Genomic DNA, 5116 nt, shown 5'->3' with positions numbered 1-5116 from the left:
CTTCTTCATTTTAGCTTTAAGTTTTGCTACTTGTCTTGGTTTGTTTTAAAATTATTTAAATTGGAAATTAGAGTTTATAAAAAAGTTGAATCAATAGATGTTGATATTGAAATATTGGAAGATATCAAGGAAAATATTTTGGAAAATCTCAAAAAGATAAGAGAATCTACATTAAAAGCAAAAGACCAAGAGATAAAAATCTGTATAGTGGCTACCAAAAAAGCAGGTAAAAGTATGGTTGCTAACTGTTTTCTAAAAGAAGAGTACGCTCCTACAAGTGCTGAACTGCCAACACCTTGCATAATAAAGTACACTCCAAACAAAGACTCTGACAGTATAGAACTCTACGAGTTGAATTATGAATACAAAGATGAAAATGACAAAAGTTTATCTGAGTTAAAAGTAGAAAGAAAACACTTAAGAGACTACGAATCTCCGGAAGAAGTAAAAAAAGAGTTAGAGAATGTATTTAAAAGTGTAAAAAAAGAAGGAAAAAGAACACCAGATTACGAAATCAAATACCCGATAAGTAAGGACAGTAATTTAAACTATGTAGTATACGACACACCCGGTCCGGATTTGGCAGGCTCAGAACATAGAATAGGACTTAAAGAAGTTATAAAAGACTCAGATGTGGTTATATTTGTGATAGACTACACAAAGTACGCTATAGATTCAGAGGTAGAGTTGTTTGGAAAGGTTTTGAGTTTGTTTGATAAAAGAGAAAATGTATTGATAGTGGCTGTAAACAAAATGGATGGTATGTATTTGGACCAAGACACTGAAAAGATAACATCTCGTGTAGCAGACTTTATAAGAGAAAAATACAAAGCCCTTGAAAGAAAAATAGTGGAAAAAGCCAAAGAGGAAGGAAAAAACATAGAACATTTTGAAATAATATCTATACCAACTTCTGCCATGTGGTATTTCTACCTTACAAAAACAGCGGAAAAATATCCACAGATAAAAGAAAAACTTGAACATATAGAAGATATAGAAGATAATTCAATGAATAGCTATATAAGTGAGATAGATGTTGTTGTAAGTAGATTAAAGAGAATACATAAAAATAACTCACCTACTTACGAAGATGCTATAAATCTGTCTAACTTTGAGACCTTGATTAGGTACACAAACTATATAGCCCAAGAGAAAGCCTATATAAGTAGAGTATCAAAACTGATAAACGATATTGACATATCTACAACTAAGATAGCGAACACTATAAACTCTAACAAGTTGACAGCATCAGGTAGAAAAGACAAAATACTACAACTTATGCAAAATTTTATTTATGAAGTAAATAAAATAAATGAAAATCAAAATGTAGAGGAATTTTTAGAAGGCTATAAAGATAAATTACTCCAAACAAGTGATGATGTGAAAAGCCAACCCGACTTGTTTTATGATGAAATTGAGTATATAGACAATTACTTAATGGGTTTAAAAGAAGTTGTTGACGGGGCTAAAAAGTTTACGGGAGAAAACCCTTCAGATTACAGACGATACATGTCTTCTTTGGTTGAAGAAATTGAAGAAAGAAGAGGTATAGAACTTTCAGAGTTTGACCCTAATGGTATTATAAAAGCTTTTAACGGTCTTTTATCTGATATGGAAACAAGAATACTGCCTAACATAAAAGATACTTTAGATGATTTAGGAAAGAAATACAAGCAAGAAATAGAAAATATTTATGAAAGATTAAAAAGTCTTGTAGATACTACCAACAGAGAGTTGGTAAAGACAATGGAAAACGAAGCTAAAACCTTAGGATTTGAAGGTATAAAGATGCCAAGCTTCAGACCAACTATAGATTTAAGCGGTGTTAAAAATATTGTAAACACAGAAATAAACATACAACCTATAGATATTGATTTCTTTGACCCATCTACAAAAAGAGAAACCAGAACAAGAAAAGAAAAAATACAAAAAGAAGTATATAAAGGTCTTGGTTTTCTTTTTTGGAGATGGCTTTTAGATAAAATGTGGGAAACAGTAGAGGAAGAGATAGATGTTGAGTACACTGTTGAAGTTTTTGACAAAGAAAGAACCATTGAGAAGTTGGAGAGTGTTTACAAAGATACAAAAGAAAATCTAAACAAACTAAAAAGATATATTGAAAATGGTAATACTAAAATTGTTGAGTTTACTAATCTAATTGAGTATGAAGTGGAAAAATCTCTTGATGAAGCGAAAGAACAGTACAAAAATTTTATAACAAGTATATTAAAATACGCAAACAATGCCATAAATGTTTTGAATACTTCTATAAAAGAGCAGGAAAAGATATTAGGATATGTTACTTTGATAGAATCCGGAGAAGATGGATTTAAATCTTTTGAAGAATTTTGGAACAGTGTTTACAAAAACTAAAAGAGAGGTAAAAAATCATGTTGATAGTAGAAAGCTTTTTTGGGGCATACGAAAAAAAACCAGAGATTATTTTAGAACTCTACAAGGAAATATACGGCGTTGAAAAAGAATCTTTAACAGAAGATGAAATGGAAGAACTTTTTCAAAAAACCATGGACACTCTAAAAGATTTACTTGAAACTGAAGATGTAAACTATACTTTAGGTAAATTTTTTAAAGAGATAAAACAGTATGAACACGCCAGTTTTCTGATAGATGAAAAATTAATTATACTCTCTGGTATAACATATCCTGAAAACAACCAGATACTAAAAAAGTACATAAAGTCAAAAGACAACGAAAAAGTTGCAAGGATAGTACATCTACTTGGTAAAGTAGTTGATACATGGAGAAAAAACAAAGTCCAAAGTGCATACGAAGTCAAACTGGAAGACCCTGAAAAATTCAAGAAAACCAAAGATAAAGCCAAAGAACAATACGAAACCCAAACACAGACTCAGACTCAAACCGAAACTCAAACCGAAACTCAAACCAAAACACAGACTCAGACTAAAACTACACACTCTACAAGCTCATCTGATGATATACTTGGTCTAACTGGCTCTTGTTTTGCCGGATTGGCGGTAGGTGCTTTGTTAGGTAAATTATTTGATAAAATACTTTTTGGCTCTGTAGCCGGATTTATCATAGGTGGAATTATATACTTATTTATCAAAAAAAGTAGAAACTAACTGAATGAATGTTTTAAAAGTTAACTCTGTTTTACCAAACTTAAAAGAAGAAATAGAAAAGTACAACATCGTAGTTTACGATGGAGAAAAACACCTTTATGAATTTTTAGAAGAAGCTGGAGAGTTTATACCAAACAATATAAAGCTAAAAGTCAAGTTTTGTAAAAATGTAAAGTACTCTAAAACAGTAAGTGTTATTTTAAACACTCGTGTACTAAGGTTTTTTAAAAAAAGAAGAGATTTAAGAAACATACCAGACCTGTACTCACTACTACAAGAGATAAGCAAATACAAAAAAGATTTTAGAAAAATTAACACAAAAGACATTGTGATAGTAGAATCAAACAACGAAAAAGAACTTTTTGACACTATACAGCAGTTTATAAACCTTGGTATAAACATATCGGTATATTCCAGAAAAGAGTTTGAAGATATACAAAAGGTTGAAAAATTTACCAAAAACTTGGATAAACTTGATAAAATTGTAGATAAATTTTATAAAAATATTGAACCGATGGATTTTGATAACAAACTTTTGAAAAATGCTAAGAAAGACATAGTAAAAAATCTCAAAACAATAAAAAACTCTATACCAAAGTTAAAAGAACAAGATGTAAAAGTTTGTATAGTAGCTACTAAAAAAGCAGGTAAAAGTATGTTAATCAACTGTTTTCTAAAAAACGAGTACGCTCCTACAAGTGCTGAACTGCCAACACCTTGCATAATAAAGTACACTCCAAACAAAAACTCTGACAGTATAGAACTCTACCAGTTGAATTATGAATACAAAAATGAAAATGGTAAAAGTTTATCCGAGTTAAAAGTAGAAAGAAAATACTTAGGAAACTACAAATCTCCGGAAGAGGTAAAAAAAGCGTTAAACATTGTATTTAAAAGTGTAAACATAAAAGGAGAAAGAACATTAGATTTTGAGATTAAATATCCGGTGAGTAAGGACAGTAATTTAAATTATGTAATATACGATACACCCGGTCCGGATTTGGCAGGCTCCGAACATGGAATAGGACTTAAAGAAGTTATAAAAGACTCAGATGTGGTTATATTTGTGATAGACTACACAAAGTACGCTATAGAGTCAGAGGTAGAGTTGTTTGGAAAGGTTTTGAGTTTGTTTGATGAAAAAGAAAATGAACTAATAGTAGCTGTAAACAAAATGGATACTATGTACAAAGACCAACTTAGTGAAAAAATAAGCTCTCGTGTAGCAGACTTTGTAAGAGAAAAATACAAAGCCCTTGAAGAAAAAATCATAGAAAAAGCCAAAGAAGAAGGAAAGAATATAGAAAATTTTGAAATAATCTCTATACCAATTTCTGCCATGTGGTATTTTCACCTTATAAAAACAGCTGAAAAATATCCACAGATAAAAGAAAAACTTGAACATATAAAAGATATAGAAGATGATTCAATACATAGCTACATTGACACTATAACAAACATCATGTCCATATTAAAAAGAACTTATAAAAACACTTCACCTACTTACGAAGATGCTCTGAGTTTATCTAACTTTGAGACTTTACTTAGATACACACATCACGCGGTCCAAGAAAAAGTTTACAAAAGAAAACTATCAAATCCAGCAAATGAAATAGACACAGCAATAAAAAACATAGTAACCATCATAAACTCCGGTGAAATATTAACTTCACAGAAAAACAACAAAATGTTAAAACTCACAACAAAGTTTATAGAGGATGTATACGATAAGGTGTATGCTCGTAGTTAAAACGGATTTATGTTGACTTTTCTTATGATAAAATTAAAATCATCAACAAAATAACCTTTGGTGATAGAATGAAAAAACTACCAATAGGAATACAAACATTTAGCAAAATAATACAAGAAAATCATTACTATGTAGATAAAACACCGTTTGTCAAAAAGTTAGAATCAGGAGGATACTACTTTCTCAGCAGACCAAGAAGATTTGGAAAATCTTTATTCTTAGACACTCTAAAAGAAGCATTCAGTGGGAATAAAGAACTGTT

Annotated in this window: 4 protein-coding genes; all 4 read left to right on the top strand. The window is 30.4% G+C overall.

The features are described 5' to 3' along the window. The first annotated feature begins 60 nt into the window (after positions 1–60). Positions 61–2373: a dynamin family protein gene (locus NE054_RS06945; protein WP_297890092.1), complete on the top strand. Its 2313-nt coding sequence runs from the start codon at positions 61–63 to the stop codon at positions 2371–2373. A gap of 17 nt (positions 2374–2390) precedes the next feature. After that, on the top strand, positions 2391–3104 hold the full coding sequence (locus NE054_RS06940) for a hypothetical protein (protein ID WP_297890091.1): 714 nt from the start codon (positions 2391–2393) through the stop codon (positions 3102–3104). Positions 3105–3108: 4 nt separating this feature from the next. Then, positions 3109–4854, top strand: a complete 1746-nt coding sequence (locus NE054_RS06935) for a dynamin family protein (RefSeq protein WP_297890090.1) — start codon at positions 3109–3111, stop codon at positions 4852–4854. A gap of 68 nt (positions 4855–4922) precedes the next feature. Next, a partial coding sequence (locus NE054_RS06930) for an AAA family ATPase (RefSeq protein WP_297890089.1) occupies positions 4923–5116 on the top strand: 194 nt, incomplete at its 3' end.

Origin of the sequence: Sulfurihydrogenibium sp. (assembly GCF_027448985.1) — a bacterium.
GTDB lineage: Bacteria > Aquificota > Aquificia > Aquificales > Hydrogenothermaceae > Sulfurihydrogenibium.
This window is presented reverse-complemented; position numbering and strand designations above follow the sequence as displayed.